Origin of the sequence: Sporolactobacillus laevolacticus DSM 442, from assembly GCF_000497245.1 — a bacterium.
Classification (GTDB): domain Bacteria; phylum Bacillota; class Bacilli; order Bacillales; family Sporolactobacillaceae; genus Sporolactobacillus; species Sporolactobacillus laevolacticus.
This window is the reverse complement of sequence record NZ_AWTC01000016.1, coordinates 106235-132869: the sequence shown is the minus strand read 5'-3', so window position 1 is coordinate 132869 and position 26635 is coordinate 106235. Positions and strand designations below refer to the sequence as shown.

Below are 26635 nucleotides of genomic sequence, written 5' to 3'. Positions count from 1 at the left end.
AAGTTTTATGCAGCAACGGTCTACTTCCTTCCGCTAATTCCATCCATAATATTCTTCAGGAACACAACACAACTGAAAAGGAAGGAAGATAATCATGAATCAATCAAAGTGGATCATTTTAACCATTATTATCGCATGTCAACTGATTGTTGTGCTTGACGCCTCCATTATGATAACAGCAATACCTCAAATCGGTCGATCGTTGCATATGACAGCAACCAGCTTGACTTGGGTCCAAAATGCCTACATTTTGCCGTTCGGCGGTTTCTTGTTGCTCGGTGCTCGGGCAGGGGATCTTTTGGGGCTCAGAAGAATGCTTGGTGTAGGTATTGGATTATTCTCGCTTGCCTCCACACTGGCTGGTTTGGCGCCGACAGCCGAATTTTTGCTGGTTTCCCGTGCATTCCAAGGCTTTGCGGCTGCTTTGGCAACGCCTGCTGCGCTAGCATTACTGTCAGCGAGCTTTGTAGAGGCCAAGGAACGTGCTAGAGCGATCGCGATATACAGCGCGGTTTCAGCTGCAGGTGGCAGTATCGGTCTCCTTCTTGGTGGATTTTTAACTGATTTTATTTCCTGGCGCGTCGGGATGTTTATCAATGTACCCATTGGGATTGCTTTGCTGTATTTGGTACAGAAGTATATACAGAAAACAGGTACGAGGACCGGACGTTTTGATTTTTGGGGTGCAATTGTCTCTGTCATCGGCATGACTGCGTTGGTATACGGTTTTGTTCAAGCTGCAGATCGCGGTTGGGGGGAACCCGAAATATGGATTTTGCTTGCAGCCGGGATTATTATGTTAGCGGCATTCGTTCTTATTGAAGCCCGGGCGGCGGAGCCGATCATCCCGCTCCGATTGTTTGCGAACCGCCAGCGGTCCGGGGCTTATCTTGGAAGGTTCCTCTTGGTGTGCGGGAATTTTTCACTCTTCTTCTTTATCCCTCAGTATTTGCAAAACGTGCTCGGTTTCAGTTCGTTGGAAGCAGGTGTAGCCTTCGTGCCATTTACAGGCGCTCAATTCGGGATGATGTATTTGATGCCCGGGTTGGTGCACCGTTTTGGAAATAGGAAAGTCCTGATGGCCGGTTTGCTATTAGCCATCATAAGTACCCTCTGGATAAGCCGGATCGTTGCCGTGCAAGCCCAGTTCTTTCCGCAAATGTTCATCCTATTGACGATCATGGGCATTGGCGCCGGCATGGCTTTCCAACCGCTTACCGCTATGGGGCTCTCAAATGTGGATCCTCACGATACCGGTGCAGCCTCGGGTCTGATTAATGTTGCGCATCAAAGCGGTTCCTCGATGGGACTGGCTATTCTCATATCCGTATTTGATGCAGCTATCCGTACGGATCAACCGTCAAAGATGCATTTCGCTCAAGCTATATCGAGCTCCATATTGGGATCAGTGTTATTTGTAACGTCTGCCCTTATTGCGACGCTGATCTGCTTTCTTCCAGCAAGCCAACCCACACGAGAAAAAGCATTAACTGATTCATGACAGGGACTGGAATGGTTGTCTATATGATGGAACATCAGTGGTTTGAAAGATAAACGCGTGATGCCGTTTGTCGGAGTGCATCGTCCAGCTGTTATCCCGACGGAAGTAAGTTTTAATAATTTATTAGAAGAGATTTAAATGGTTTAACCTATCCCTAAGCATTGAGCTAACGAGTATGATCGTTTAATAAAACAGCGACAGTCCAGGACTTTATTTTCTCGTCCATGACTGTCGCTATTTCGATTTCGGGGGTGGCCTAATATTTCTATCTTAAAGTATTTACACATCGAAAATACTAATCATTTAATCCTTTTCCATCAAGAATTTTCTGCATGTATTTTTCAACTCTTGATGCTCGAGTTTTAGATTGTTTCGCTTGGGAAAAATAAAGGAGGTAGGCTCTTTGGCGTCCAGGCGTCAGTGCTTCGAATGCAGTCTTTAGAGTAGGGATTTTATCCAGTTTACTTTGGAATTCTTCTGGGATTGCGAATTCAGTGCTCTTCTTTAAGTTTACCTTCAAACCGGCTTTTTCCACTTCAATGGCTTCATTGATGTAGTCTTTCAGTGTATCTTCCATTTCAGCAATTTCTTGTACATTGGTGAACCGAATCTGGCGTGCCGCCTGTACATTCTCGGTTTGTTGGATGAGAAGACCATGGGCATCCTTTAACAAGGCACCTTTGTGAAACAGAAGCGCACAGTATTCTTTAAATCCATGGATTAAAACGATGTTTTTATTTTCAAACGTGTAGCAAGGATGCATCCACTTAAAATCTTCGGTCAACTCGCAGCCAAGAACAATCTTTCTCAACTCTTTAAATTCTTCCTGCCACTTTGTGGTTTTACTTAAAAATTCATCAACCTTAGGATTCATTCTACTGTTTGGCATCAAGGAACACCCCTCATCAATTTTCGATCAGCTGACAGTCAAGAATGATCATTCTCAATTTCTCGAATTCATTCTGTACTTTTTGGCGTTACTTAAATGTTCATCAACCTTATATACTCATTTGTCTTAATGTCTTTTTATCTTAATTCACGGGTCTTGTCAAACGCTGGATGAGAAAAGCTCCCATTAAGGAGGCAGATCATTTTTTAACTGTCTTCCTTAATCGAGAGCATAGTATAAGGACATGTTTCTATTAACTCAGGAATCATCTTTTTAAACGGTTTCTGCTTCCTTTTCATAGATGTAAGTAACATGCCAATAATCACAATAAAGCCGCCCATTACTTGCGAGAGGATTAATTGCTGACCTAAAATTAAAGCAATGACGACTGTGAAAATTGGAATTAAGTTCATTGAAACTCCGGCAATCGTTGCGCCGAGGCTGTTAATCCCTTTATTCCAAAAAATAAACGAAAATACGGATGGAAAGATCCCTAGGTAGAGAATACCGACAGTGCCTAAAGTCGTGATTTTTTCAGGATGAAGAGGCTGAATAAATAAAAATGGCAGCATAATTACAGATCCTACAACCGCGGTCAAAGTGACTAAGGTAATGGATGGTAAATGCTTGGCTCTTTTGCTAATCAATGAATAGGCGGTCCAGAATAAGATCGCAACGATCATAATGCCATCACCTTTGTTATAGTGCGTAAAGAAAACTTGCATCAGATCTCCTTTAGTTAACACAATCAGCACACCAAGGAATGAAGCAACTAATCCAATAAACTGGATTCCGTTTATTCGTTCACGAAGAACGATTAGCGAAAAGAGCATAATTAAAGCTGGCGTCAACGAGTTAATTAGAGAACCATTTGTCGGAGAAGTATACTGCAGTGACGTATAGGTCATTGCATTGTAAATAGCGATCCCGGTCACCGACATCATAAGAATAAGTAACCAGTTTTTCTTCCAAATGCGAAACCATGAGGGCTTTTCGATAATATTAGCCATGGGAATCAAAAAGATAAGTGCAATAATCCATCTAAGAAAAGTGATCCAAACCGGTGGAAATTCTGATGAAGTATATCCACCAAAGATCATATTTCCAGCCCAAAACAGATTGCATAAAACTAATAAAAACCAAGCTTTATGTTTCAAAATTTTTCCTCCTCATTATCTATAGTTCAGAATGAATGATACTGTTATAGGAACGGTCGTTCCGAAAAATGACAAAAAAATAATTCTTAAAGCAAGGAAGTGATTCATTCAATTATTAAGTGAAATAGTGAAAAATTATTAACCTGCTGAATAAATAATCAGCCTGTTAAATTAAGTTAAGTAAAAGAAAGACAATTTTTTTGAACTATGTTTTCGACACGTGTTCTTCTCAAAGATTTTATCCTAGGGTATAGAAATAATTGGAACGATCGTTCTATTATAATATAGATCCATTTTCCACCTGTCAACAAATGACCCTTGGCCTTTTACCATTTTTAGTGTTATAACAGTTGATCTTTTCATCTACAAATAGTTGTCATAGTTTGATAGGATTATATAGAGACAAAAGGTATGTTTCTAACATATTGTCTCGTTTTTTGCGAACAGTCTAGCAGACGCTTACTCGTATGGTGAACAGAGAGGATAAGGAAGGTTATCATGAGCAGCATACAGAAAACAACAGACGTGATTTTAATTGGTGCCGGGATCATGAGCGCAACTTTGGGCGCGTTAATAAAAGAATTGGCACCTGACTGGAAAATCGAAGTGTTTGAGAAACTTGCAAGCGCAGGAGAGGAAAGTTCGAACGAATGGAATAATGCGGGCACAGGCCATTCTGCGTTGTGCGAGCTTAACTATACATCCGAAAAATCGGACGGATCAATTGATATCAGCAAAGCAATTAAAATTAATGAACAGTTCCAGCGTTCACGACAATTTTGGTCTTATCTTGTAAACGGCGATTTGATTCGCAATCCGCATGACTTTATCATGCCGATCCCTCATATGAGCTTCGTCGAAGGGGAAAAAAATGTCGCGTTTTTAAAAAAACGCTTCGAAGCACTTTCAAACAATCCTCTGTTTAAAGGAATGGAATTTTCCGATGACCCTGAAAAGCTGAAGGAATGGATTCCGCTGATTATGGATGGCCGTACAACGAATGAACCGATCGCAGCAACGAAAATCGATTCGGGAACGGATGTTAACTTTGGCGCTTTAACACGCACGTTGTTTGACCACTTAAAGCATAAAAACGTCGAAATCAACTACAAGCATCGTGTTCAAGATATAAAACGTGCGAGTGACGGCTCGTGGGTAGTGAAGGTACAGGATATCGATGGCGGTAAAACCGAAACCCATTCGGCAAAATTTGTCTTTATCGGTGGTGGAGGCGGCAGCCTGCCTTTGCTGCAAAAGACCGGTATTCCTGAGTCCAAGCATATTGGCGGGTTCCCGGTAAGCGGACTCTTTATGGTATGCAACAATCCGGAAGTCGTCCGGCAGCATCATGCCAAAGTATACGGCAAAGCTAAGATTGGTGCGCCTCCAATGTCCGTTCCACATCTGGATACCCGATTTATCGACAACAAACAAACTTTACTGTTTGGCCCATTTGCCGGCTTCTCACCAAAGTTTTTAAAAATGGGTTCAAACTTTGACTTGATCGGTTCCGTAAAACCGAATAATGTCCTCACGATGCTTGCGGCAGGCGTAAAGGAAATGGCATTGACTAAATACCTGATCCAGCAAGTGCTGTTATCAAATGAAAAGCGCATGGAAGCGTTGCGCGAGTTCATTCCAAATGCCAAAAGCGAGGACTGGGAGATTGTGGTTGCCGGTCAACGCGTACAAGTAATTAAAGATACGGCAGCCGGAAAGGGAACCCTTCAATTTGGTACGGAAGTGGTGACGGCTGCAGACGGATCGATCGCCGCATTGCTCGGCGCTTCTCCAGGTGCTTCAACTGCCGTCCCTGTCATGCTTGAGGTATTAGAAAAATGCTTCCCAGAGCAGAAGAACGAGTGGGCACCGAAAATAAAAGAGATGATTCCTTCGTATGGCGTGTCCCTTGCGGAAAATCCGGAACTTTTCCAAGCGATTCATACATCAACAGCACAGACGCTGGGATTAAACTAAAACAATGCTCAAAAGATAAAGCCTTTGATTTGTCCTCAATTAAAAGGCGGTATCTAATAGAACAAGCTCTCGAAATTCATGATTTCATTGAATTTCTGAGAGCTTGTTTCCTTTTTTCTCTATCTCACGATTCCCCTAAATCATCTGTTTTTACTCGCTACCATTTGAGGTTTAGGCATTTTTTCTTTGCACTGAGTTTTTCAGAGTTATTTTTCGAGTATGTGTTGTAAAGAGTACACCAATAATGACTAAAATCATTCCGGCTATTTGTGGCCAAGTAATCGTTGAACCATAGAGAAGTAAAGAGATCAATGCTGCATTAATGGGTACTAAATTCATATACATGCTTGTTTTACTTGCTCCAATTTTTTGAATCCCCTTATTCCAGAGAAAGAAAGCAATAACAGTTGAACCTAGAACCATAAAAGTCATTTCTGACCATGTCTGCATCGATGCATGAATGACATTCTCCCAGTCATTTTCAAAAAGAGAACCAATTGCCAAGAAAAGTGAACCAATCAACATTGTAGACGTTGTTGTCAAAAGCGGGGAATAGGTTTTCATGACAATTTTTCCGATTAATCCATAAATAACCCAGCAAACTAATGCCCCGAGAAGCAGTAGATCTCCTATGTTAAACTTTAGCGATAAAAAGGCCTGTAGTGATCCCTTAATGATGACAAGAATGACACCGAAGAGCGATAATAAAAGTCCGACACCGATGCGAGTATTCCATGATTCTTTTAGGAAAAACACGGCAACAAATGTAACAAAAACAGGAGTTGTAGCCATTATTAAAGATCCATTAATCGCTGAAGTATATTTCATTGATTCAAAGAAAAAAGCGTTGTAACCAAAAATACCGGTTAGAGACATGAACACGATACCAATACTACTTCTATTTAGGAAATTGATTTTCCATTCAGATCTAAAAAAGATAATGATCAATAATAGTATACTGGCTAAGCTAAAACGTATTGTTGCTGCAGTTAAAGGGGCAATCTCGGTGATTACATGCTTTGTGGCGCCAAATGCTCCACCCCAAAATAAGGGAACAAGCAACAGCAAAAAATAATAGGATCCCTTATTTGGTTATTGAATTGATTTCATTTCTTGTTCTCCTTAATTTATTGGACTTTTAATTATTTGGAATCTGTTCATTTATGTAGAGAAAGTCCCTTTAATACCTTATCTACAGTGTTTTTGGGCCCATACATAGCCATCCCGACAATGTGAAGATCTTCACTCCTGCATGCCTTAACAACTGCTCGATTATCCTCGTCATTGCTCGTATCGAAAAGTTCTTCTGTATAAAGTGAAAAGTGAATCGCTCGACTTAAAGCACGTTGATGCACCTTTTGGATTTGGTCTTTGTCTGCAGAAAAAACTAATACAGGCTGCTTGAACATGGGTAGGTATACATTTCCAGAACCGTCTTCATAATTCTCTCCAACGCTATCTTTAATTGTTCCGGCAATACCACTTACAGTAAACGCTGTTACATTCAGCTCTTGCCACATTTGAAGATTCTCTCTTATGACAACGGCTATTTTTGTATTTGCCTTCATCTGTATGACCTCTTTTTATAGACATTATTTTAGAAGTTGATAGACTTCGTTCATTGGTCTCAGCCAATTTTGACGCATCATATCTGCTGCCAATTTGGCGTTATGGTCTGTTAAAGCTTCAATGATAGCAGTGTGCTCTTTCACAGAGTCTGATTTAAGAGTAAGCGCATTATTTAGAAAAATATATTTAAACCGTCGAAGATGTAGTTGTAACGTTGACGAAAAGCGATCAATGTAAGGATTATCAGCAATCTTTAAAATCAAATTGTGAAAGTGTTCGTCGTAAGTCATAGCATTGAAAGGTTGTCCATTTTTCATGGCTTCATCATATTTTTGGTTAAGTGTTCTCAATTCCTTTGTCTGTCCCGAAGCGATAACCTTAGATGCTTCTTCTGCGGCCAAAGCCTGTAAGGAAGCGAGTGGTGGATACAGTTTTAAAACGTCTGTTTTTTTGATCTGGGTAATACGTGTTTCTCTTCCAGGGAACGTTTCAATAAATCCTTGAACTTCAAGCAACTGCATTGCTTCACGAATGGGTGTCCTGCTAACACCAAGTGTTTCTGCAAGTTCTGAATCGTTAAGCTTTTCTCCAGGTTCAAGCGTTCCATCAATAATCCATCGTTGCAGTTGATCAAACGCTTTCTCCTTAGCTGACATACGGACGGGAGAAGGATAATTTTTAGGTATAGGCATATTAACGCTCTCCATATTTTGATTTATTAGAAATATATCGCATATATATTCATATGTCAATAGAATGCTGTATTTATCAACGTTGAGGGCAGCAGTCATATCTGTTAATGACACATTTTCCGTCTACTGCCGTGATAAACCAAGTGTTATTGATCATTTTAGTGGCTACAATCGAGCGCCATTTAATGTTCTGTAAGGGAGTTAAGAATAAAAAAAGTGGAATCCTCAACATCAAGGATTCCACTCTCATTCGTTTTCCTACCGTCTTAGTCATGTACGGAATACACAACGGCTTCTCTCATAGACTTTACCGTAATCTTTTTCTTCAAAAAATCAGAACGGTACTTTGCAATTATAAGCATAGGAGAATCCGTCCAATAGAACGATTCCATCCGTATAGTTAAATCTTCATCCAGATAGGGAGCGTTCAGGTCTTATTTAGAGTAAAAGTATTTCCAACATCCTGTTAAGCTAAAAGGTGGTGTGACTCCATGACGAAGCTACACCACCTTTAGTTATTGTATTAAAATCTACCTCATTTACTTAGACATTTGGGGACTAAGTAGATCTTCTAAACCTATTCTAGTAAGAAATTCTCTACGAATCCGATCTGCAACTTCCGAAACTTTTTCTGAACCATCGTCAGCCGGATCAATATGCACACGATATGGTCGCTGTCCTTTAGGAAGTGAGACAATACGTACAATCTCATTGGAAACCAACGATGAATCAATACTCTTGGGGGCAAGTGAAGCAAGCTTCTCACTAACTTGTTCCATCAAACCTTGATATTTTTCATTATACTCGCTTTGGATAACTTGATCTTTTGGATGCCCAGCATGCAGAAAATGATTCGTTCCACTAGTAAAAGAACCTGGGACAACAATTGAAGTTTCCACACCAAAGCGGGCTAATTCGGCCGCATAAGATACTGCAAGTGAATCCATTCCGGCCTTAGCAGCAAAATATGGTCCTAAATAGGGTGGCGTTCCACCTTTAACACTTGAGCTCGATACCCATATGACCAGGCCTTCCCCGCGTTGGCGCATGTTAGGCAAGACCGCGCGATTAACACGTTGTGTAGATAATACATTGATGTTATATAATTCCGCCAACTGTTCAGGAGTGAAGGCTTCCGCCGGGCCAACAACCATATGTCCAGCATTGTGGATCAAGACATCGATATGTCCATGTTTCGCTATGATTTTATTAATCGCTGAATCCACTGAATCCTGAAAGTTTACGTCCATTTCGATGGCATGAAGAGCTACATCATGCTCTAATGAATAATTTTTTGCAGCTTGAACTTGGGGCGCATTGCGTTTCGACGTTTCGCGCATACCAGCATAAACAATATGGCCACAATCAGCAAGCCCACGGGCAGTTAGTGATCCAAAGCCACTGGAGGCACCTGTGATCACAATAATTTTTTTCTCTTCACTATTCATAATTCATTCCTCCTAACGTTATATTTAGGCCATGCCTCCATTTGTAAAGATAACTTGTCCATTAACCCAACGTGCAGGGCCTGCAAGAAAAGCCACTGTTTCAGCAATATCCTCTGGTTGACCAAGACGTTCCAAAGGTACAGACTTAGCAAGATGGTCGATCGTTTTCTCGTCTTTTCCATCTAAAAATAGTGGGGTCGCTGTTGGTCCAGGCGCCACAGCGTTAACAGTGATATCTTTTCCACGTAATTCGCGAGCTAAGATCAACGTCATTGACTCAACAGCAGCTTTACTTGCAGCATATGCCCCATAATTAGGAAATTTTGTGCGAGTAATTGAAGTGGAGAAGTTAATAATAGCACCGCCTTTACGTACGCGACGTGCAGCAAGCTTTGAGACAACAAAAGTTCCACGAATATTGGTCCGATGCATTCTATCTAGATCATCTAAGTTTATTTCTGCAATTGGACTAAGAAGCATAATTCCCGCTGTATTGATGACCACGTCGATACCGCTGAATTCTGTTTCAACTGTATCAAAAAGGTCTTTCATGGCTTGCTCGTCTGCAACGTCTCCGCCAACACTGATTGCTTTACCACCTTGCTCAACTATTTCTGCTACTAAAGTATCTGCTTTCACTTTATTGCCAGCATATTGAACGGCAACAGCAAAACCGGCATCAGACAATTTCTTTACAACTGCCCGGCCAATCCCACCAGAACCTCCTGTGACTAGCGCTACTCTTAAATCATTCGTTTCATTTGTTGTGTTAAGCATAAAATCGCTCCTTTATTTTTTATAAAAGTTACAATTTTGTTCGTTTGTAACTCACAAACATTATTATACATTTGTCGGTTACAATGTCAAGAAATTGTAACCCGTAACTTTTTCCTGTATACTAAAAACAAAAAAAGGAAAGGGAAAATCGAATTGGCGATACTCACAGAGGAAAAGATTTTTAGCGTTGCAGAAGCAATGATCATGGAAAAGGGTGTAAAAAAAATTACACTTTCAGATATAGCAAAAGCCTTAGGCGTCACCCATGCGGCTTTCTATAAGCATTACAAAAACAAAGAGGATCTATTGCAGCAACTTGCATTAAAGTGGTTAAACGCCACCTCAAAAGACTTATTAGAATGGATAGCTCCGGAAAATATGGATGGTGAATCTGCTCTTCATGATTGGCTTTGGTTTCTCGCTAATACAAAGAAAAACCTATATCACAATGATCAACGAATGTTTTTCTTATATACTAGCTACTTGGAGGGCACACAAGTACTGATCAATAATCATCTTAAACAATTAGCGGAAAAGGCAGAGGTAATTAGCGGTCGTAGAGGGGAAGGTCAAGCTATTATGACCGCTTTCGTTTATTTTCATAATCCTTATTTTGCGGATCGTTGGGATCATGATGATTACCAAGAATTATTTGAAAAAGTATGGCATTTGATTTGCATCGAAAGTAATAACTAGTGTAAACAGATGGCCGATTATCAATTAACCTTGTTAGCCTTCATTTTTCAGTTTCTTACCATAATGATTACAAATTCACTCTTACGCAGTATTCGTCTACTGTTCATTATAAGCCAAGTACTATTGATAACTTTAATGCTACGCCTGAGCCCTCATTTAACTTCGTGCAAAAGCACTAGGCATAATTAAAAGAGTTGAATCCCTGACATCAAGGATTCAACTCTAATTCGTTTTGGCACCGTATTCGTCACGCAAAGGAAACACAACGGCTTTGTGCTTTTTTGCATAGAGCATAGAATTTACCGTAATCTTCCAATAAACGGAGCGATAATTTGCGGTTATAGGCATAGGGAAAATCCATCCAATAGAGCGTTCCAATCTTTGTACTTTAGATCTTCATCTAGATAGGGATCGTTCAGTTGTACAAAACTGGTCTTGCGGAGCGTTTCAGCTCCAATATTCCCAGACGTGTTCTGAGATTTTTGCTAGCGAGGATCGTCTTGTGCAAGTGATCTGGATTTAGAGACTAATCGCATTAATTTCTAACCACTCACTTTCATTTACCAAGCGAAGCTGCCATTTTCTTTCAGGAATTCTCCGTTGTGACGTTCACCATTGGTTGCATAGCCCACGATAATGGATGCTGCTTCGTGTTTTGATTTTCCGCCTTCAGCGTTTCCATTCAAATCGGTTGTCGTAAAACCAGGTGTTACGGCAAAGACTTGAGCTTTGCTGTTTTTTAGTTCTAGGGCCATAGAAACAGTCATTGCATTGTTCGCAGTTTTTGAGGAATTGTAGTCAAAGGCGTTTGGTAAGAATTCGAAGTTTTGCATGTGGTCAAGTGAAGCCATGTCGGTTGAGACATTTATGATCGTGCCTTCATTTTTCGTAATTAATGAAAACAAGCGTTGATTTAAGCGAAAGGTTCCGAAGAAATTCACTTCAAATGCGTTTCGCAAGTCTTTCTCTTTTGTTTCAGTAAATGAGCTGGAGAAACTTCCTGGCATGCCGGCATTGTTGATCAGAAGTGTTAATTCAGAATAGTTTTCTTTGATTGTTTCAGCAGCTTTTTCAATGCTTTCTAAGTTCGATAGATCAGTCTGAATAAAATGAACATCTAAACCTTGTGCTTTTAACTCTGATATTGCGGCTTCACCACGTTTTATATCTCGAGCGCCAAGTAATACCGTCCAGTCTTTCTCACCAAGTTGTTTCGCAATTTCAAATCCAATTCCTTTATTCGCCCCTGTTACAAATGCAATTTTCTTCATGAAATATCCTTCTTCCTGTAAATTCGTATCTGTCAACGATTCATAGTGTACTATGCTACACTAAGTGTAGGTCAAAGAAAGAGTTTGGAAGTGGATAAAATGTTTACAATCGGACAAGTTGCAAAAGAAGTAGGGTTGAATATTGGAGCCGTTCGCTTTTACGAAAGTAGAGGTCTTTTAGAACCTGCCGCGCGTGACGAACATAATAACCGTCTCTATACAAATCAAGAAATCAAATGGCTGATTTTCATCAAATGTCTGCGCGAAACAGGGATGAGTGTTCAAGAAATCAAGAAGTACCGTAATCTTGTAAACGTCGGTACTTCGACATTGCCGGAACGAATTGAATTGATTCAAAATCAAAAACAGAAACTTTTGGATGAAATTGAGGAGAAAAAATCGCAACTCATTCACTTAGATAATAAACTTGAACGCTATTTTCGTGGAGAAAATTATTAACCTGACTGAGCCGCACACCCCAAGTACACTATTTTGTATATCCATTATTATAGGGTTAATCTTCAATACCAATGTTCAACACTTTCCATAAGAATGAGTTATCCAATAATAGGACGAAGTTTGTTTGATAATAGAGCGTTAACCAGCATCCTATGTTCCGTAAATATATTGTCGGGTAATTCTTCAAGTGGAAAAAACTTATTTTGTATTGACTCTTCGTTGCTCTCAATTAATTCACCCTTATATTCCATACATGTGAAAGAAATTAGAACCAATGAAACTTGGTCGCCATTTGAAAAAATTTTATCATACTGTGGACCTGAATAAATACCAAAGAGTTCAAGTTTTTCTAATTGAAGTCCTGTCTCTTCATAGATTTCTCTCCTAGCTGTATCCTGAACACTTTCACCTAATTCCATAAATCCACCTGGAAAACCCCATTGCCAATTATCAGAACGTCTTTGCATAAGTACACGATTCTCTTTATCAAAAACAATTGCACCTGAAACAACCATTAATACCTTTTCGTGACCAACCATTGATCTCAAATGTTTTATGTAATCCAATTTTCTCCTAACCTTTCTCACTTAATTTAAATAAACCCTCTACCTCTTCAAAGTTCGGATATTCCTAAACAATTGTTTCCACAGCTTTCAATAACTTGAAATTATTATTTTGAAATTACAATAATTAATTTTGACGAAATAAATCTTTGACCAACTTAAGCATGTCTTTATTTTGTTCGAAAATCAGTTCAGGGGTATGGTTTATATCAAAATATTTGAGACTCCAAGTTTCATTGGTTCGTTTACTAAGCAGACGTCCACTAATTGGTTTAACCAAAAATAGCATACCGATGTTTTGTAACTTATCTCCATTTGAATACTCCATAAAATACTTGTCAAACAAGCCCAGCGGTCGGACCACCTCAACATTTAATCCTGTGTCTTCAAGCAATTCTCTTTTACATGCCTCGTCATAGGCTTCACCATATTCCAAATAGCCTCCAGGTAGACACCAACCACCGCCAGCTCTCTTTTTTGCAGGAGTAACTGATCATGATCCATAACGATTCCGGTAGCTGTATTTAAAATAATAGGAGTATGTCCTACTAGCTGTCTTGCTCTGAATATAATCTGTCATATCTACTGTTTCCTTTCAAAATAGTTTAGAACAGAACTGAAGATAGTGTTGTTTGGTTTTAAACAAGTATAGTTTTTTATGGTGGTTTTTTATCGTCTACATTCTTTGTTCAAGCCTCCTCACATATTGGCCACCTCAATCCGGTTTAACTTTTTTTGCAGATTATTTGTCTGCTGTTGAATTTTAGATCTTTATATTCAATCATTATGCATACTGGTGATTTGCGGCTTTGATTATAACCACCAGGACACAGAATAATAGAGTCGCTACAATAAATACTCCTCGATATCCGAATAAATTAGCTATAAAGGAGCCGACAAATGGACCGATTACGATCCCCGCAGATTGAAAAGATTGGTTATATCCAAAAATACTACTAGAAATTGAGACTGGTGTATTCTTGGTGAGTAGGATATTAACCGATGGCATTAATGCTGCATCTGACAGTCCAATAAGCAGTTGCAGAAACACTAATTGCCATATGTTTGTTACAAAAGCCATTGGCAACAAGAAACAAATGGTTGCCAACAAGCTAATTTTAAGTATCCTCCCCGTACCTATACGATCACCTACTTTGCCAAAATAGGAAGACGTCAATAAACAAGCGACTCCAGGAGCTGAAGCTACCACTCCGTTCATTAAATTCACATTTCCTGTATTTTGTATTAACTGTGCCACATACAAGGAGCGTATTGGATTGATTGAATTGTTCCCAATTTGAATAAGCAGTGTGGTAATGTACAAACTCACGATGATTTTTTTCTTAGGTAATACGTTGATTGTCACTTGCTGTAGAGATGGGTTCTTTATCCATGGGTGATGATTAGTTTCATAAACACCGAAAAGATTTATAAAGAAGACGATAATTAATAAAAAACTAGTTATCAAAAAGGTTAATCTGTAGCCAAGAAGTGAGCCAATCACTCCTCCTAATAAGGGACCAAGAAGAGAGCCTGTTATGAAACCGGTAGCTAGCGTCCCTAAGGCATAACCACTTTTTTCCTTTGGCACTTCCGCTGCCAATAAAGCATTCGTATTGCTGAAATAGCCGGCAAACGCACCTTGTAAAAGACGCAAGCCAATTAATCCCCATACATTTGTGACAGTAGCAAAAGCGCTAATTGTTATTGCAGCCCCTAGGGCACTTAGTAACAAAATCGTTTTTCTCCCAAATTGATCCCCTATTTTTCCCCAGAGCGGTGAGAGAAACATAGCAATCAAGTAAGTAGATGAGAACACCATGGCACTATAGATATTGAGCTGCTGCGCTGAATAATCCCCTAAATCGCGTAAGAAAAATGGCAGAAACGGCATAATTTCACTAAAAGCAACGCCTGCGACAATATTGCCAAACAACAAGATGAGCATCAATTGATACCAATGAGTATGCATGAGTGGCGCTAGTTTTTCTTCTTTCCAATTCATTAAGACGCTATACCTCTTCCTAGACCGTTGTTAATCAAACAACTTCTTAACTATTGATAACATTTTAAACTGTTGGCATAATGGGCTTAATGTTGTGTTACTTATATCGTTGAGTGAGGAGGATTCATACGCTTACAACCGGAGAGTTGATTAGAAAAATTAGAATCGATAAGGGAATGACACAGAAAGAAGCTGCTCGAGATATTCTCTCGCGTTCGCATTTATCACAGAACTTGAACATAATAACTACTATCCAACCTATGACAAAATGATCATGCTTATTTACAGATTAGGGTTATCTTTGGCAGAATTTGAACTCGAACTCCATCAGAAGGAATTATTTTTTGAGGATTATTATATTCAACGTGCTAATGATCTTTCAACAGAAAGTAAAGTTGATGAGCTCGCAACATTTCTGGAAACAGAATTTACAGAAAGAATTGCTAAACGTTCTCTTCGCCTAGAACATAAGCGCTTAAATATGCTAGGATTAGTTGATTTTATTCAGCATGATGGTCACATTAATTATGCTAAATATCAATCGCTGTTTACCTATTTATTAAAATGCCAAAATTGGCGTAAATATGAGATTTCTTTGTTAAGTAATGCTATTTTTCTTGCAAAATACTCAGTTGCAAAAGTGCTGGCCAAACAATTTATTTCTAAATTCCAATATGACTGGTCTAATTCCAGTGAATTTAAAATACCCGTATTATTTAACAATCTATCTGAAATGGCACTAAATAATCATGAGTTCAAAACGGCTTTGGAATACTGTGGGGTTTCGCAAGGATACGCTGTTAAAAACCATGATCTGTATAATCAACTTATCAGTGAAACCATAGAACACATTGCAAAAAATTTGTTGGGCAGAGAGTCTGCCACGGAACTAAGAACACGTCTAAATCTGTTCATCAACTTAAACTATCGGGAGACTGCCGATTATTATTCCAAGCTATGTAAACAACTAGATATTGAAGTAGGCTAAAAGCAGCTTTTGAGACAATCATTATGAGCAAAATTTAAATAGGTAATTGCACATTATCCGTCCTGCAAAAACATTAGGCCTAATAAAAAAGAGTTGAATCCCTGACGTCAAGGATTCAACTCTAATTCATTTTCCATCAGCTTAGTCCTGCACTGAATACACAATGGCTTCTCTGTTCTCTTTTTTGCCGAGCGCATAGACTTTACTGTACTCTTCTTCTTCGAAAAAATGGAACGGTACTTTTCGGTTATAGGCGTAAGGAAATCCATCTAGTAGAACGATTCCGTCCGTATATTTTAGATCTTCATCAAGATAGGGATCAAACAGATAAAGATACTGGCTTGTCGTGTCTGCCTTTGTTGCCAGTACATAATGTTCACCACCGTAGTTTAATCGGAAAATGGCAACGCCACCTTTTTGGATCGCATCAATAACTTCACTTTTTTCTCCTAAATGCACGCGATCGCCTGCATAATAGCTTCCATGAATGGGAAGTCCTTTAATGGGGCCGTTATGATTCAACCATTCGGCGATAAACTTCATTGCTGCTTTCGAAGTGCCGTGTTTACCGACTTCACCATCCGGATTATATGTATCCAGTGAATAGGTCGTAATTGCCTTGATCACGTCAGGCGGAATCACTTCACGCGGAAAAAGGTACTTAATGGCATTCAAAAGTGTTACTGTGCCGCAATCATATTCGGACATTTGATAGTAAAGTGGCGTTTTCATACGATTCCCTCACTTATAATGGTTATTTGGATCAAAGCTGTCTCGTAATGCGTCACCGATGAAGTTGATAGCAAGCACGAGTAAAATGATCACAATGCCAGGCGGCAACCAGAGCCAAAGTCTTTCCGTGAGGATGGTCAGATTCTCTGCACCATTAAGCATATTGCCTAGGCTAGCCGTCGGCGGCTGGATGCCCATACCAAGAAAACTCAGTGCAGCTTCATCGAGTATGGAGTAGGCCATAACAGAGGTCGCATAGATTAAGATCGGCGCTATGGCATTCGGCAAGATTTCAGAAAAAAGAATGTAGGTCTTTGGCAATCCTGCCAGCTGATCGGCTTTTATAAAATTGGTTTCCCGAAGCGAGAGCACACTGCCGCGAACGAGACGGGCAATGCCCGGCCAGTCGACAAAGCCGAGAATGAGGATAATCGAAAGTAAACCAGGTTTAAAGATCGCAGCAGCCACAAGGACCAAGAGAATATAAGGGAAGGACATCACCATATCTGTCAGTCCCATTAATGCCGCATCGATCTTTCCACCAAAAAAGCCGGCAACGAGTCCGATCACAATTCCTATGATTGAAGAAATTACAGTTACGGACACCCCGACTAGCAGAGAAATTTTGATCCCGTAGATGAGTCTGCTCAAAACGTCTCTCCCAATTTGATCGGTGCCAAGCCAGTGCTGCACCGATGGCGGGGCAGAAAAAGACCCGGTGATCGTGTTGGGAGCATAAGGCGAAATCATATTGCCAAAAAGAGCAGTGACTACAAAAATGATGAGTAGGATCACACTGGCAAAGGCAAGCTTATGCTTCCAGAAAACAAAAGTATGCGTACGTTTTTGACTTTTCTTTTGAATGAGTGCTTCCATTTTTACCCCTGAGATTATTTGAAAGTTATGGTCGGATCCACAGCAGCATAAAGAATATCGGTCAACAAATTAGTGATGAGCACGACAACGGCGGTTAACAGGCAGACACCCATAATGACTGGATAATCATTATTCAGAACGGCCGTCATGGTCAGCAGGCCCAGACCGGGCCAGGAAAAAATCTGCTCAATGATGACGGTTCCGCCAAACAGCAAAGGAATCTGCATGCCAATCACCGTGATAATGGGAATTAGCGCGTTTTTTAATGCATGCTTATTAATGACAAGAAATCGGCCGATTCCTTTTGCCCTGGCATTTAATAGATAATCCTTTTGCAGAATTTCCAGCATGGCGGAGCGAATATAGCGCACATTGCTTCCCATTGTTGCCGCAACAAGGACAATGACCGGCAAAAGCAGATGACGAAACACATCGCCAAATTGGGTGTTTTCGCCAAGCGTACTCATACCGCTGGAGGGAAGCCAGCCTAATTTGACTGTAAAAAGGTAAATCACAACTAAAGCAGAAAAGAAACTTGGAATACTTGTTCCGACAAAGGATGCTGTGACAATGGTATAGTCGCCCTTCGAATACTGATGGGTTGCACTGTAAATGGCAACCGGAATCGAGAGGGCGATGCTGATAAAAAGTGCACTCCCCATGAGCAGCAGCGTCGGTCCGACATGACTTGCGATTAAATCCGAAACCGGCTGAAAGCTTTTATAGGAATAGCCGAAATTTCCATGGAGGATTTGATTGAGCCAAACGAGATACTGGATGTAAAAAGGTTTATTTAATCCATATTCGATTTCCTTCGCATGGACTGCGGCCTGTGACACCTTGGGACCGTGAATCATTTGCAGAGGATTCCCCGCATAGCTCATGAACAGATAATCAATAATCGTAATACCAATAAGAATCGGAATGGCGAAAAGAATTTTCTTTAGTACATATTTTCTCATGACCCAGTTCCCTTCAGAATGGACGATTTCACATAATGATGCGTCTGCTGGTCAACAAGTTCGAGTGGTGATGCATCATTCGGGTCCCATTGTGTGCGCGCATTTTCTTCCGCCTTCATCGATTTAATGAGCGGACTCGCGATTGGGATTGCTTCCTTTAAAACTTTGGTATAGGGATGAAGCGGATGCCTAAAGAGTTCGGCGGATTCGGCAATCTCGACAATTCTGCCTTGATTCATGACAGCGATTCGATCACTCACATAGCTCACAGCCCCAAGTCCGTGACCAATAAAAAGCATGGAAAGCTTCAGCTCGTCTCTTATTTCTTTCAGCAAATTCAATATCTGTGCCTGAATTGAGACATCAAGCGCTGAGGTAGGCTCATCACAGACCAAGAGTTCGGGTTTAAGCGATAAGGCGCGGGCAATCCCGATGCGCTGTCGCTGCCCTCCCGAAAACTCGTGGGGATATTTGTCTTTTGAACTTCTAGGAAGACCGACAAGATCAAGCAGATGATCGATATAAACGCCTGCATCACGCTTTGAAGCGATATGGTTCACCAAAATCGGTTTTTCCAGAATATCAAAGATATTTTTTCTCGGATTTAAAGAAGAGTAAGCATCTTGAAAGATCATTTGGATCTTCACGCGGTTCGCTCTTTTTTCCTTTGGCGTGAAGGTCAATATATCTTTGCCGCGAAACTGAATGGTTCCTGATGTGGGCTTTCCCAATCCAACAATTTGCTTGCCGATCGTTGTCTTGCCACTGCCTGACTCGCCGACTAATCCCAAAATTTCACCTTTTTTAATCATAAAGGAAACATCCTTTACGGCATGGACAACAGCCTTTGTAAAAAATGAGGCGGACTGCACCTTATAGACCTTATTCAACTTAATGATTTTCAAAACGGTATCGTCATTCATCTTTATTCTCCATTTAGCAATTGTTCTGCAAACTGGCAGCGCACCTGTGATTCCTGAAGTTTTTTTAATGACTGTACATTCTGTGTGCATGCCGGTTGTCTGAACGCGCATCGATCAGCAAAGCGGCATCCCTTAATCTGATCATAATTCTCCGGAACTCGGCCCTTTATTGGCTCGATTTTCTTCGCCTTTGAATGTTCGATATCTGGAATTGATTGGAGAAGCGCTTTGGTATAAGGATGTTTGGGACGTAAGAAAATGTCGTTCACGTTCGCCTCTTCAATGATTTCACCGGCATACATAACGGCCACACGGTCTGCCATCTGCGCCACGAGTCCCATATCATGGGTGATTAAGATCAGAGCCATATTCAACTCTCTTTTTAACTGATCTAATAGATTCATGATTTCAGCCTGAATAGTAACATCGAGAGCCGTTGTGGGTTCATCGGCGATCAGAACCTTAGGATGACACGCTAAGGCGATGGCAATCAGCACTCTTTGCCTTTGGCCCCCGGACAATTCATGCGGATATTTTTTCAAGATCAGCTCATGATCAGAAAGACCTACTTGATTCAGTAGGTCAATCACTTTTTTCTTCTTTGCTTTTCTTGAAAGGTTAAGATGTGCATCAATAATTTCTTCGATTTGGTTCCGGACAGTGAATACAGGATTCAGGCTTGTCAATGCATCTTGAAAAATCATACTGATCTTGCTTCCACGGATTTTATCCAGCTCGCGGTCTGAAAGATTCTGTAATTCCTGATTTTCAAATCGTATTGATCCGGAAGTAATCCTGCCGTTGTTTTTTAATAAGCCCAAAACAGACAGCATCGTCAGGCTTTTCCCAGACCCGGATTCACCGACCAGGCACAGTGTTTCTCCCTTATCTAGATGCAAACAGACATCGTGAACAAGAATCCGTTCTTCTGAATGAACTGTGTAAGTGGTATCAAGATGATCGATTTGAAGCAAATGTTCCATTAACTGCTCATTCCTTTAATAAGGTTGTTCAAAGAAGATGAGAATGATCTTCTGCTAAGGAGATGATCTTTCGCTAATAAAGGAAAGGATCTTTCGCTAAATACGTACACGTCCTGTGTACAACGCGAAAGTCACCACATCCTGTGGAAGTACGTACTGTGTACAACGCGAAAGCCACCGCATCCTGCGGAAGTTCTTATTTTTTCCATTCCCACTTCTCGATCGTGTTGAAGGATCCGTAAATATGCGGTTCGGCGTTCTTGAGGTCTTTATTGTAAGCGCCTAGTGAACGCAACACATATGCTGAATAGACAGGAACATCCTTTTGAACAATTTTATCGATGTTGCTGTACAGCTGCTTAGTTTCTTCCACACTTTTTGCCGACTGAATCTTAGAAAGATTGTCTGCGAGTTTGCTATTTTTATACTGCGGCCAGTCGCCATCACTGTTGACGATCCAATCAACATCCGGATATGGATCAATTGGGGACAGTGTATATTGAACGGCGAACAAATCAAATTGATGCTTCGAAGCTTTAGCGAGCAGATTGGACAAATCCAGTGTCTGGACGGTCACGTTAATGCCGATGGTTTTCAGATTCGCTGCAATAATATTTGCTGCTTGAACGAACGTGCTGTCTCCTGAATTAACAAGGAATGTCAGTTTCTTCGATTTATCCCAATGTGCTTCGTCAACCAGCTTCTTTGCTTTTTTCAAGTCAAAGGCGACCGGTTTGATGGATGCGTCATAGTACGGACTGTAAGATGTAACGAACCCATCAACGATATCGCCGTTTCCGTTCAGCAAGCTCTTCACTATTTCTTCGCGATTTGTCGCCAGTTGAATGGCTCTTCTGATGCGCACATCAGAAATCGTTTTGGTATTTATTGAAACGAGTTGGTGCGTGAGCGGCTGCTCCAGGACCGTTTTTACATTGCTTAATTTTTGAACATTTTTATAGTCTTCTTGTGGGAAAACGCCTAGGGTTTGCTGAACAAAATCAATTTCGCCTGATTTAAGCCCGGAGTACAGCTGACTTGACGGCACGATTTTTATGTTCAAATTCTTAATTTTTGGTGCGCCTCTCCAATAATTTTTGTTCGCAGTATACGTGATATAGTGATTGGAATCGTATTTGACCAACTTGTAAGGACCGCTGACAACGGTTGGTTTGTTGAACCAGCTGTATTTGCTTAACTGATCCGGGCTGACATCTTTTAATACATGCTTTGGAACTGTAAATAGATAGCGTCCGATTGTATTGTCAAAAGTTGCAATCGACAGCGGGCTTTTCGTAATGAACGCCACTGTTTTATTGTCGATCTTCTTCAAGCCGGCAATACTTGTTGCACCGTCCGGTGAATTGCCGCTGTCGGAAAATCCTTTTAATGCGGCATATCCGCCAATGTTTACATTTCCGACCTTAGGATCGGTTAGCCTCAGAACGGAGAAGATCACATCATCGGCGGTAATATCCTGACCATCCGACCATTTCGCCTTATTATTAATTTTGACTGTAAATGTTCGATTGTCTTTTGTTGTAACACTGTCTGCCAGCTGGCCGACTACATTCAGCTTATGATCGAGTTCAATCAGCGGCAGAAAATTGAGCCCAATCGCGTATTTACCTAATTCAGTAAGATCTACGAGCAGCGGATTAATTGTGGTCAATGAATCCGTAGCGCCGATTGTGACCACATTTTTATCAACCTTATTTTCACTTTTTTTATTGTCGGATGCACTGCTGCATCCTGCAAGCGACAACACAACTAATAAAAAAGATAAAACGATTGCAAATCCTTTGCGAAGCTTCATTGATACTCCCCCTTAAAGATTGTCATGGTGGTGGACCCTGATTTTCTGATTCTTTCAGGCTCCAGTTTGTTCACGAATTATAGAGCGCCACGGGCAGATCGCGGCTCTAGCGAAAAAAATGTTTAAAGATCGTCGAAGACAACGGGCAACGTCGAATGCTGTATCACGAAAAATAGACCGCTTTCGCAGAATCGAAAGCAGCCTTATTGCCGTTGCTTCTTATCTGCCAGAATTGAATCTGCAGGAATTGACACCATTGCACCATGTGCTGGTTGTCGGGCTTCATTGGGCCAGTCCCTCCGCCGCTCTTGATAAGAATTTAAGTGTTCAGTTTTAGGTTTACAAAACAAATCTTGCGAAACGTTTCAGCCTGACATGTCCCGGACGCGTTCCAGGACTTTTGCTAGCGATGATCATTAGCTAAATTATAATTCATAGTAATTCGATGTCAATAATATTTGATTGAATTACTTGGTTTAAAATTTACAGTGACATAGAATTGTAATAAATGAAACAGTACACCATCCTGGCCCTAACGCTATGAAATGATCTGGGACCGTTGTGGTTTACATAAAAATGAAGCTAAATAGAATCGGCTAACTCGCAAGAGAATGCAATCATCCAGTTTCTATATAAAAATCGAATAGCTAGAAAAGGATCTCTATGCCGGGCGATCCTTTTTTGATACGATAAATAGGTTGATTGTTTAGCATAAGCGAGCATTTTCTTATGCGTAGGACGGAGTGGACACAATGATGACCTGGAGAAGAAGTATTGGCAATAATGTTCGTTATAATTATTTTTATAATTTCTTTTCCTTTTTTGGTGTGACAGCGCTCTGGGTGCTCTATTTGACGCATCGCGGGATGTCGCTTGTCGAGGTAGGATTGCTTGAGAGCATCTTCCATGTAAGTAGTTTTCTTTTTGAGGTGCCGAGCGGTGCGCTTGCGGATCGCTTGAGCTATCGGGCGGTGCTGATACTTGGGCGAGTCTGTTCGATGATCAGCAGTGTTATTTTGATTTTTTCACATGACTTCCTTTGGTTTGCTGTCGGATTTATCATTTCCGCATGGTCCTATAATTTGAATTCTGGCACGATTGATGCGCTCGTTTATGAATCGTTGCGAAATTTGGGTGCGGAAAAGAAGTACATTAGCGTTTCTGCCAATATTAATGCAATTTATGAGTTTGCTGATACACTGGGTGTTTTTATTGCCGGCTGGCTCGTCAATGTCTACTTTGAGGGTGTGTACTGGATTCAGATTGTCATTTCGCTGTTTGCAATTTTGGCTGTTGTTATGATGGTGGAGCCGGACAAGTCTAAGATCAAGCAGCAATCGGAGAAGGCGACGGGGTATTTTGCGATTTTGAAAAACGCCGCAAGCTTCCTCAAAGAAAATGGTCAGCTCCGTTTTCTGATGATCTTTTTCGCGCTTTTTCAAGGGATCGCCGCTACTTACTATTTTTATTTTCAATCGCTAGTAGATAAGAACGGGTTTAAAGGCTTTCAAATTAGCATACTGATGATTGTGTCTGCAGTATTCCAGATCATCGGGGCAAAAATCTCTCCTCAAATTGAAAAAAGAGCCGGGCAGATCATGCTTATTAACACATTTTCATTTTTGCTTTGCGTTTTTCTTCTCGTCTCGTTTACGAATCAGCTAGTAGTTCTGATCATCTGCTTCATCGGCATGAATGCTCTAATCGCGATCAGCCAGCCAATCTTCAGTAACTATTTTAATGAGCTGATTCCATCGTCAAGCCGAGCAACGTTACTTAGTGTTTCCAGCATGCTTTTTAGTGTAACCATGATTATCCTATTCCCGTTTACAGGATGGTTGATCGAGAAACTGAATTTTTCAATCAGTTTCGGATTGCTCGGCGGTGTGCTGCTGATCCTGCTGACGGTGTTGCTGTTTTTAAAGAAAAGCTTTAATAAGGCATAGGTTATTGATAAAATGGAACCCGCTTTCCGGAAAAACAGGAGGCGGGTTATTCTACTTTAAATGGGGGAGCGCAATGGCAAATATCTGGGATCCGGAGCAGGTCGTTTCGGAGAAATTGGCGAAAGAATTGGTCGAGCGGCAGTTTCCTGATTTATCTCCAGTGACTGTGACCACGCTTGGTGAAGGCTATGACAACACGGTCTATCTCGTCAATGATTGTTACGTGTTCCGCTTTCCGCGCAGGCAGATCGCAGTAAATCTATTGAACACAGAAAAAGGTCTGTTACCGAAACTGGCTGGGACGTTACCGCTGCAAATTGCTGAGCCGATTTACTTTGGTGAGCCTGTAGAAAAAGTGTATCCGTGGCCTTTTATGGGGTACAAACTGGTACGGGGGAATCTGCCCGGAGTACTGACTGAAGAAAAGCGTGTGGAATCTGCCGTGGTACTCGCCAAATTTTTGCGCGCGCTTCATGATTTTCCAGTTGATCAGGCGAAAGCGTTAGGTGTTCCTCCCGATATGCTTGGTCGTCTGGACATTGGTAAGCGAAAAACTGCGCTGCTGGAACGCATTGATCAAATGGAAGCTTTGAATCTGTACGGTAATGTGCACAACCTGCGGCGATATGTAGAGGGGACCGGCCCGGTTGCCTTGTCTGAACAGCAGTGCCTTGTGCATGGAGATATGCATATCCGTAATCTGATTGTTGACGGGCATCATATGGTAACTGGGGTGATTGACTGGGGCGATGTCCATATCGGTGATCCGGCGGTGGATTTATCGATCATCTACAGCTTCTTGCCAAAACGAGGCTGGAACCTGTTTTTTGAACACTACGGCCGCGTCGATGATTCCACGAAAGCGCTCGCCAAATGGAAGGCAGCATTCACAACCGTTTCCCTGCTCATGTATGGACATGATATAGGAGATCAGGAGATCGTCGAAGCATGCAGTCAGAGCCTCGATCTGATTTTGGAGAAATGATTTTGTGGTGCGCGGCGGCAGGTGAAAATAGGAACTGATTGATAAAATTTTGAAAGTGATTGATATGTTGCTCAAGCTGATCGATAAACGCTGTACAAAAAGTAGGAACTACTTTTTGTCGGAAATTTTGTGGGAAAATAGGTAATGACCGGATTATTTTCCGTAACGACCGGATTATTTTGAATATCGACCGGATTTTTCTCGATAAAGACCGAATTATCTTTTGCGACGACCGGAATATCATGAACAACGACCGAATTACTAAAAATAGGAAAGTTGTCGATCAAGCAGTGGGCTCAGATTGTTCACAAAATGGTATTATTAACGGCAAAATTCACATAGGGATGCACAGCCTAGCCGGAGAACTTTTTAAAGGAAAGTGAGGCGGTGACGTGTATTTGAAAAAAATCGAAATTCCCTATCATGTGTATCAGTATGAAGTGTTTATCAAAAGGCTAAAACCGGGGCCGTTACGTGATGATTTAACGTCGCTCTATAAAAGAGCAATGGCTGGTTTTCGAGGTGAACAGTCTCTGGACTTTCCGCTTAGTTATCTCCCCAATGATGACTTCTTCATTTTTCACGATCTTCGCTTATTTGATGGCCTTCATCATTTTCAAATTGACTTTCTTGTCCTTTGCTCCAGATTTGCGCTCATTTTAGAAGTGAAAAATATTATCGGCAAGCTGACATTCGACACCGAGTTCAATCAATTAATTCGGGAATTGGATGACACAACCGATGTTTACGATGATCCGATTTTACAGGCGGAATATTTAAAAACGCAGTTGGGTGAATGGCTGGAGCGACACTACGGAATATCAATACCGATTGTAGATCGAGTCGTCATTGCTTCCTCCGCCCAGCTCCAGGTGACCGATTTGAAAAGCGATAAGATCAAAAAAATCGTGCGCAGAGCCAAACTCAAGGCGGAACTTCTGCAATTGAATCAACAGTTTGCTAAGGACTATCTGTCACCAGAGACGATGAAGAAGATTGCTGATCAACTGCTAGCCAATCATCATCCGCGGGTTATTAAAAAGTTCACTACTCGATTAAAACCCGACGATCTAATAAAAGGTGTGCAATGCCCGAATTGTGGTACACTTTCAATGATACGTAAGACTCGAACTTGGTATTGTCATTCATGTGATCGGACATCAAAAAATGCACATATAGAGGCGCTTTACGATTATTTGCATATCTATGGGCCGAAGATAACAAACAAAAAGTGCCGTGAATTTCTGAAATTCAATGCTGAAAGCACGGTTAAAAAATTACTTCATTCCTTTTCTGAGCGTTATGAAGGCGGAACAAAAAGTAGGAGCTACTTTTTGTCTAAGCGATTGTTGAAAACTAGGTAACGACCGGATTATATGGAATAACGACCGGATTTTTCTCGATAACGACCGAATTATTC

25 protein-coding genes, 1 pseudogene and 1 riboswitch are annotated in these 26635 nt (G+C 40.9%); of the genes and pseudogenes, 8 read left to right on the top strand and 18 right to left on the bottom strand.

Annotation, left to right across the window (positions count from 1 at the left end; translation table 11 throughout):
• Positions 1-94: 94 nt before the first annotated feature.
• A complete protein-coding gene (locus P343_RS33265) occupies positions 95-1501 on the top strand; it encodes an MFS transporter (RefSeq protein ID WP_023511234.1) in 1407 nt (468 codons plus the stop codon).
• Between the two features lie 295 nt (positions 1502-1796).
• Here the strand turns inward: P343_RS33265 and P343_RS33260 are convergent, their stop codons facing one another.
• Both P343_RS33260 and P343_RS33255 read right to left on the bottom strand, forming a co-directional pair.
• On the bottom strand, positions 1797-2390 hold the full coding sequence (locus tag P343_RS33260) for a YdeI/OmpD-associated family protein (protein WP_023511233.1): 594 nt from the start codon (positions 2388-2390) through the stop codon (positions 1797-1799).
• 206 nt (positions 2391-2596) lie between these two features.
• A complete protein-coding gene (locus P343_RS33255) occupies positions 2597-3547 on the bottom strand; it encodes a DMT family transporter (protein ID WP_023511232.1) in 951 nt (316 codons plus the stop codon).
• Positions 3548-4045: 498 nt separating this feature from the next.
• Here P343_RS33255 and P343_RS33250 point away from each other — a divergent pair, with 498 nt between their 5' ends.
• Entirely contained in the window at positions 4046-5524 is a 1479-nt protein-coding gene (locus P343_RS33250) for a malate:quinone oxidoreductase (RefSeq protein WP_023511231.1), read from the top strand.
• A gap of 171 nt (positions 5525-5695) precedes the next feature.
• Here the strand turns inward: P343_RS33250 and P343_RS0119145 are convergent, their stop codons facing one another.
• The 5 genes from P343_RS0119145 to P343_RS33230 form a co-directional block, all read right to left on the bottom strand.
• On the bottom strand, positions 5696-6592 hold the full coding sequence (locus tag P343_RS0119145) for a DMT family transporter (protein ID WP_051384785.1): 897 nt from the start codon (positions 6590-6592) through the stop codon (positions 5696-5698).
• Positions 6593-6681: 89 nt separating this feature from the next.
• The gene (locus P343_RS33245; protein ID WP_023511230.1) at positions 6682-7092 is read right to left on the bottom strand and encodes a DUF2000 domain-containing protein; all 411 of its coding nucleotides are present in this window, start codon (positions 7090-7092) and stop codon (positions 6682-6684) included.
• A 24-nt stretch (positions 7093-7116) separates the two neighbouring features.
• Complete coding sequence (locus tag P343_RS33240) at positions 7117-7785, bottom strand: GntR family transcriptional regulator (RefSeq protein ID WP_023511229.1); 669 nt, start codon at positions 7783-7785, stop codon at positions 7117-7119.
• Positions 7786-8324: 539 nt separating this feature from the next.
• Positions 8325-9233, bottom strand: a complete 909-nt coding sequence (locus P343_RS33235; RefSeq protein WP_023511228.1) for an SDR family oxidoreductase — start codon at positions 9231-9233, stop codon at positions 8325-8327.
• 24 nt (positions 9234-9257) lie between these two features.
• Positions 9258-10010, bottom strand: coding sequence for an SDR family oxidoreductase (locus tag P343_RS33230; RefSeq protein ID WP_023511227.1), 753 nt, complete (start codon positions 10008-10010; stop codon positions 9258-9260).
• Positions 10011-10163: 153 nt separating this feature from the next.
• Here P343_RS33230 and P343_RS33225 point away from each other — a divergent pair, with 153 nt between their 5' ends.
• Positions 10164-10706, top strand: a complete 543-nt coding sequence (locus P343_RS33225) for a TetR/AcrR family transcriptional regulator (protein WP_023511226.1) — start codon at positions 10164-10166, stop codon at positions 10704-10706.
• Positions 10707-11266: 560 nt separating this feature from the next.
• On the opposite strand, the gene P343_RS33220 is transcribed toward P343_RS33225, so the two are convergent.
• Complete coding sequence (locus tag P343_RS33220; protein WP_023511224.1) at positions 11267-11977, bottom strand: SDR family NAD(P)-dependent oxidoreductase; 711 nt, start codon at positions 11975-11977, stop codon at positions 11267-11269.
• Positions 11978-12076: 99 nt separating this feature from the next.
• On the opposite strand from P343_RS33220, the gene P343_RS33215 reads away from it, so the two are divergent.
• Positions 12077-12436: a MerR family transcriptional regulator gene (locus P343_RS33215; RefSeq protein WP_023511223.1), complete on the top strand. Its 360-nt coding sequence runs from the start codon at positions 12077-12079 to the stop codon at positions 12434-12436.
• 98 nt (positions 12437-12534) lie between these two features.
• Here P343_RS33215 and P343_RS33210 read toward each other — a convergent pair whose 3' ends face one another.
• The 3 genes and pseudogenes from P343_RS33210 to P343_RS33200 all read right to left on the bottom strand — a co-directional run bounded on the left by P343_RS33210 (position 12535) and on the right by P343_RS33200 (position 15004).
• Positions 12535-13002: an NUDIX hydrolase gene (locus tag P343_RS33210; RefSeq protein ID WP_031264173.1), complete on the bottom strand. Its 468-nt coding sequence runs from the start codon at positions 13000-13002 to the stop codon at positions 12535-12537.
• 124 nt (positions 13003-13126) lie between these two features.
• Positions 13127-13459, bottom strand: a pseudogene (locus tag P343_RS33205) (NUDIX domain-containing protein); the annotation flags it as partial.
• 324 nt (positions 13460-13783) lie between these two features.
• Positions 13784-15004 carry an MFS transporter gene (locus tag P343_RS33200; RefSeq protein WP_023511221.1) on the bottom strand — a complete coding sequence of 407 codons (1221 nt, stop codon included), beginning with the start codon at positions 15002-15004 and terminating at the stop codon, positions 13784-13786.
• A 301-nt stretch (positions 15005-15305) separates the two neighbouring features.
• Here P343_RS33200 and P343_RS0119135 point away from each other — a divergent pair, with 301 nt between their 5' ends.
• Positions 15306-15992, top strand: coding sequence for an Rgg family transcriptional regulator (locus tag P343_RS0119135; RefSeq protein WP_031264171.1), 687 nt, complete (start codon positions 15306-15308; stop codon positions 15990-15992).
• Between the two features lie 141 nt (positions 15993-16133).
• On the opposite strand, the gene P343_RS33195 is transcribed toward P343_RS0119135, so the two are convergent.
• From P343_RS33195 to P343_RS33170, 6 genes are all read right to left on the bottom strand, one after another.
• On the bottom strand, positions 16134-16724 hold the full coding sequence (locus P343_RS33195) for a hypothetical protein (protein ID WP_023511220.1): 591 nt from the start codon (positions 16722-16724) through the stop codon (positions 16134-16136).
• A gap of 9 nt (positions 16725-16733) precedes the next feature.
• Positions 16734-17600 carry an ABC transporter permease gene (locus tag P343_RS33190; protein ID WP_023511219.1) on the bottom strand — a complete coding sequence of 289 codons (867 nt, stop codon included), beginning with the start codon at positions 17598-17600 and terminating at the stop codon, positions 16734-16736.
• 14 nt (positions 17601-17614) lie between these two features.
• The gene (locus P343_RS33185) at positions 17615-18562 is read right to left on the bottom strand and encodes an ABC transporter permease (protein WP_023511218.1); all 948 of its coding nucleotides are present in this window, start codon (positions 18560-18562) and stop codon (positions 17615-17617) included.
• Complete coding sequence (locus P343_RS33180; RefSeq protein ID WP_023511217.1) at positions 18559-19485, bottom strand: ATP-binding cassette domain-containing protein; 927 nt, start codon at positions 19483-19485, stop codon at positions 18559-18561. The genes P343_RS33185 and P343_RS33180 overlap by 4 nt, the downstream gene beginning before the upstream one ends.
• 2 nt (positions 19486-19487) lie before the next feature.
• Positions 19488-20468 carry an ABC transporter ATP-binding protein gene (locus P343_RS33175; protein ID WP_023511216.1) on the bottom strand — a complete coding sequence of 327 codons (981 nt, stop codon included), beginning with the start codon at positions 20466-20468 and terminating at the stop codon, positions 19488-19490.
• Positions 20469-20664: 196 nt separating this feature from the next.
• A complete protein-coding gene (locus tag P343_RS33170; RefSeq protein ID WP_023511215.1) occupies positions 20665-22284 on the bottom strand; it encodes an ABC transporter substrate-binding protein in 1620 nt (539 codons plus the stop codon).
• 216 nt (positions 22285-22500) lie between these two features.
• Positions 22501-22602: riboswitch (SAM riboswitch) on the bottom strand.
• 434 nt (positions 22603-23036) lie between these two features.
• On the opposite strand from P343_RS33170, the gene P343_RS33165 reads away from it, so the two are divergent.
• Positions 23037-24230: an MFS transporter gene (locus tag P343_RS33165; RefSeq protein WP_023511213.1), complete on the top strand. Its 1194-nt coding sequence runs from the start codon at positions 23037-23039 to the stop codon at positions 24228-24230.
• A gap of 73 nt (positions 24231-24303) precedes the next feature.
• Positions 24304-25215, top strand: coding sequence for a phosphotransferase (locus P343_RS33160; protein ID WP_023511212.1), 912 nt, complete (start codon positions 24304-24306; stop codon positions 25213-25215).
• A 71-nt stretch (positions 25216-25286) separates the two neighbouring features.
• Here P343_RS33160 and P343_RS33155 read toward each other — a convergent pair whose 3' ends face one another.
• A complete protein-coding gene (locus tag P343_RS33155) occupies positions 25287-25502 on the bottom strand; it encodes a hypothetical protein (protein ID WP_023511211.1) in 216 nt (71 codons plus the stop codon).
• A 111-nt stretch (positions 25503-25613) separates the two neighbouring features.
• Between P343_RS33155 and P343_RS33150 the strand changes: the two genes are divergently transcribed.
• Positions 25614-26579 (top strand): nuclease-related domain-containing protein, encoded by a 966-nt coding sequence (locus P343_RS33150; RefSeq protein ID WP_152525315.1) that lies wholly within the window; start codon positions 25614-25616, stop codon positions 26577-26579.
• The last annotated feature ends 56 nt before the right edge of the window (positions 26580-26635 follow it).

Coding starts and splice junctions, on each gene's coding strand:
- P343_RS33240 (WP_023511229.1), bottom strand. CDS start 7,785: ATGCCTATACCTAAAAATTATCCTTCTCCCGTCCGTATGTCAGCTAAG.
- P343_RS33220 (WP_023511224.1), bottom strand. CDS start 11,977: ATGAAGAAAATTGCATTTGTAACAGGGGCGAATAAAGGAATTGGATTT.
- P343_RS33250 (WP_023511231.1), top strand. CDS start 4,046: ATGAGCAGCATACAGAAAACAACAGACGTGATTTTAATTGGTGCCGGG.
- P343_RS33195 (WP_023511220.1), bottom strand. CDS start 16,724: ATGAAAACGCCACTTTACTATCAAATGTCCGAATATGATTGCGGCACA.
- P343_RS33185 (WP_023511218.1), bottom strand. CDS start 18,562: ATGAGAAAATATGTACTAAAGAAAATTCTTTTCGCCATTCCGATTCTT.
- P343_RS33245 (WP_023511230.1), bottom strand. CDS start 7,092: ATGAAGGCAAATACAAAAATAGCCGTTGTCATAAGAGAGAATCTTCAA.
- P343_RS33165 (WP_023511213.1), top strand. CDS start 23,037: ATGATGACCTGGAGAAGAAGTATTGGCAATAATGTTCGTTATAATTAT.
- P343_RS33215 (WP_023511223.1), top strand. CDS start 12,077: ATGTTTACAATCGGACAAGTTGCAAAAGAAGTAGGGTTGAATATTGGA.
- P343_RS33175 (WP_023511216.1), bottom strand. CDS start 20,468: ATGGAACATTTGCTTCAAATCGATCATCTTGATACCACTTACACAGTT.
- P343_RS33230 (WP_023511227.1), bottom strand. CDS start 10,010: ATGCTTAACACAACAAATGAAACGAATGATTTAAGAGTAGCGCTAGTC.
- P343_RS33190 (WP_023511219.1), bottom strand. CDS start 17,600: ATGGAAGCACTCATTCAAAAGAAAAGTCAAAAACGTACGCATACTTTT.
- P343_RS33170 (WP_023511215.1), bottom strand. CDS start 22,284: ATGAAGCTTCGCAAAGGATTTGCAATCGTTTTATCTTTTTTATTAGTT.
- P343_RS33200 (WP_023511221.1), bottom strand. CDS start 15,004: ATGAATTGGAAAGAAGAAAAACTAGCGCCACTCATGCATACTCATTGG.
- P343_RS33265 (WP_023511234.1), top strand. CDS start 95: ATGAATCAATCAAAGTGGATCATTTTAACCATTATTATCGCATGTCAA.
- P343_RS33180 (WP_023511217.1), bottom strand. CDS start 19,485: ATGAATGACGATACCGTTTTGAAAATCATTAAGTTGAATAAGGTCTAT.
- P343_RS33235 (WP_023511228.1), bottom strand. CDS start 9,233: ATGAATAGTGAAGAGAAAAAAATTATTGTGATCACAGGTGCCTCCAGT.
- P343_RS33260 (WP_023511233.1), bottom strand. CDS start 2,390: ATGCCAAACAGTAGAATGAATCCTAAGGTTGATGAATTTTTAAGTAAA.
- P343_RS33160 (WP_023511212.1), top strand. CDS start 24,304: ATGGCAAATATCTGGGATCCGGAGCAGGTCGTTTCGGAGAAATTGGCG.